Below are 2,915 nucleotides of genomic sequence, written 5' to 3'. Positions count from 1 at the left end.
TGAAACAACTCCCATTTCTTTGCTACCAGAAATCCTGCATTTTGTCCAATCTATAAAAACAAAACATCCAGACGTTGACTTTATGGAATTTGCTGGTATGGCAGCAGATATAGAAAATACTATGCAAGAGATTGTCGAAGTAAGGGCGAAGTATTCGGACGATAACCTATCGCTGAAACCGTAGATTTCCTACCCGAATGCTGCCCCCCTACTTTTTCAGCATACCCTATAGCGGTAAGCGCTTGAGTGAGATACAGACCAAGCTTTGCCTAGCATGGTTTATAGCTCGTGACACTGTACCTCATACGACTGCACACCGCTATAATTAATCGGGCAATTTATACTGTTCCACAATCTTTTTAGCATATTCAGGAACATGGTTCGCTAATTTTTCAGGATAATTACGTTTAACATAAAGGTAATTACGGGTAAAGTGAGAATCGATGGAAAAGCGAGCATATTCTAAACCTTTAGGCCCGATTTTTTCAATTACTACTCCCATCATTTTTGCCGCCCACATAGGTAAAGTTACACCTTTATCGTAGGCGGGAATGCTATTTTGTACCGCCTGTTTTCTATCACCACTAGACATAACATCTTGGGTATCTAATTGGTCTTTAACTAACTCTAACATTTCCTTGCCCGTATCATTACGAACGACAATCCATTGCCAGCCAAAAGGTGCGCCCATATAGCCCACAACTAAATCGGCAAGGGAGTTAACATAATCAAAACAAGTCATACAGGAAGGGGCAAAAACATCCTTTAATTTATTAGTCTTTAACCCAAAAAAGGGAACCATTTCCATCGAGCCGTCTTCGTGTTTAAAGTGTACCCGAAAATCCTGCATAAATTCGTAATGAACCACGGTTTCTGGGGAACGACTGGTAGTTTCTAGAAACTTTTGTAGTCCTGAGCGGGTGACATTATCGACGCAGGGAGTTCCTAAGGCATATAATTTTTCTAAGCCTAATTTTTTTTCTACTGCTCTTAGGGCTTGAATTTGACAACCAACTCCGATAACTAATAACCGTTTCATGCCCGATTTTTCAATTTCTTCTAGGACTGATAAATTGGGAGAAAGAGTCGGTTTATTAACTTTAGCGGCGAGGATTTCTTCAGTGGTACGGGCGAGAATCGGTTGCGGTTGAAAGCGATCCTCGGCGGTATTCTGCACACAAACCACCCCTTCTACCAAACCACGATTGAGCATTTCACAGGCAATTGTACTGACAATTCCTGTCCATTGCGCCCCGGGGATGGCTTGTTTTTTCTTGGCAGCCATCATCTCTTGATGAACACCAAAATAGAGATCATTTTCCTGATTTAGATTGCGACTTTTGCCGTGTGCTTCTGCTTCTAAATCGGCGATTTGTTGATTGAGAAAAGCACAAGCTTCTTTAACATAGTGAATATAATAAGTGTCACAAAGTCCGCACTCGCTACACAATTCTTTCGCGGGACGACGACTATTGGGTTTGAGGGCTTTGGCTTTTAGGTGTGGCGCAAGCGAGTTCATAATCTTAAAAGGCAACTAGGTCAAGGGTTTTTTCTATCGATCGTTTACCTTACCGCATTCGATCGCTTTGTTACCAATCTTTTTAAAGAAATGTAACGATTACCCGGAATAGGATCAGAGCAAAGCTTCTAAGGTGGCGACGACGGAAGCCGCTAAAGCTTCTAAATCATAACCACCTTCTAAGCCGAAAAGCAGCGGTTTATTGAGAGTTAAGAGGTATTTGGTTAAAATTCCATAATCTTGTGGGTGTAAACAAATTCCCGCCAGAGGATCCGCTTGATTGGCATCATATCCAGCACTAACAATCACTAAATCCGGTTGAAAATTTTTCAGAAAAGGTATGACTTGCCCCTCAAAATGTTCTTGATAATCTTTAATGGTACTTCCCGCCGGTAAGGGAATATTCAAAACATTATCAAACTCCCCTTTTTCTCTCGCTTCTCCCGTGCCGGGATAAAAGGGGAATTGATGAAGGGAACAATAGGCAATCTGGGGATGATTTTCGACTATATCCTGGGTGCCATTGCCGTGATGCACGTCCCAATCGAGAATCGCTACTTTTTGCACTCTTTTGTTTTCTAAAGCATAATAAGCGGCAATAGCAGCATTAGAAAACAGACAGAAACCCATGCCATAATTAGAAGTGGCATGATGTCCGGGAGGACGGGCTAAAATAAAGGCAGGATCGCCGGTGGATAAGACTCGATCGACCCCATCTAACCAGCCACTAACCGCTAGTAACGCCACATCGTAACTACGGGCAGAAACGGGAGTATCTGCATCCAATCTTCCCCCACCCTGTTGACAAATTCGCCGCAATATATCAACATAATCTTGATTATGAACTTGTTTGATCAAAGGGAGTACTTCGTCACGAATTTCGAGCGGTGTCGGTAAATGCCATGTTAATTTTGACTGCCATTCTGTTTGTTTTAAAGCTCCGACAATTGCCGTTAAACGCGCCGCTTTTTCGGGATGGTAAATACCTGTATCGTGATCGAGAAATTCATCGGAATAGATAATCGAGATCATAATCAAATTACTGCTTAACTCGTTGATTTTTGAGCAACCCAATGGTTTTAATCTACCAAAAAAGCAGCGGCTTGAGCGGCTATAGTGAAAAAACTTTACTGATTGGATCACTTTTGCCAGTTGACATCCTCACCGCCGTAAACGGACGGTGATTCCCAAACCTCACGATTTGGGTTTCTGCTTCTTTCCCGAAGGATTTTTCGCACCTGCCTTAACAGATTTACTCCTGACTGACGGACACAAGTGGGTCAAAACCTGACAAGACAAGGGTTGCCAAAAAGAAAAAGATCTGGGTAGATAGGGAAAAAGCAAGAATCCCTACAAGATGAAAACCGAGAACAGAATCTTCTCCCAAGTTTATTCC

Annotated in this window: 3 protein-coding genes; 1 reads left to right on the top strand and 2 read right to left on the bottom strand. The window is 42.3% G+C overall.

The genetic code is table 11. The features are described from left to right. A partial coding sequence (locus IM477_RS09660) for a hypothetical protein (RefSeq protein WP_287731536.1) occupies positions 1-184 on the top strand: 184 nt, incomplete at its 5' end. Positions 185-325: 141 nt separating this feature from the next. Here the strand turns inward: IM477_RS09660 and IM477_RS09655 are convergent. Next, a complete protein-coding gene (locus IM477_RS09655) occupies positions 326-1,519 on the bottom strand; it encodes a Coenzyme F420 hydrogenase/dehydrogenase, beta subunit C-terminal domain (protein WP_287731535.1) in 1,194 nt (397 codons plus the stop codon). Positions 1,520-1,633: 114 nt separating this feature from the next. After that, positions 1,634-2,551 (bottom strand): histone deacetylase family protein, encoded by a 918-nt coding sequence (locus IM477_RS09650; protein WP_287731534.1) that lies wholly within the window; start codon positions 2,549-2,551, stop codon positions 1,634-1,636. Between the last annotated feature and the right edge of the window lie 364 nt (positions 2,552-2,915).

This window comes from Microcystis sp. M090S1 (assembly GCF_020246295.1).
Taxonomy (GTDB): Bacteria; Cyanobacteriota; Cyanobacteriia; order Cyanobacteriales; family Microcystaceae; genus Microcystis; species Microcystis aeruginosa.
Note: the sequence above shows the minus strand (reverse complement) of the source record. Positions and strands in the feature narration are given on the sequence as shown.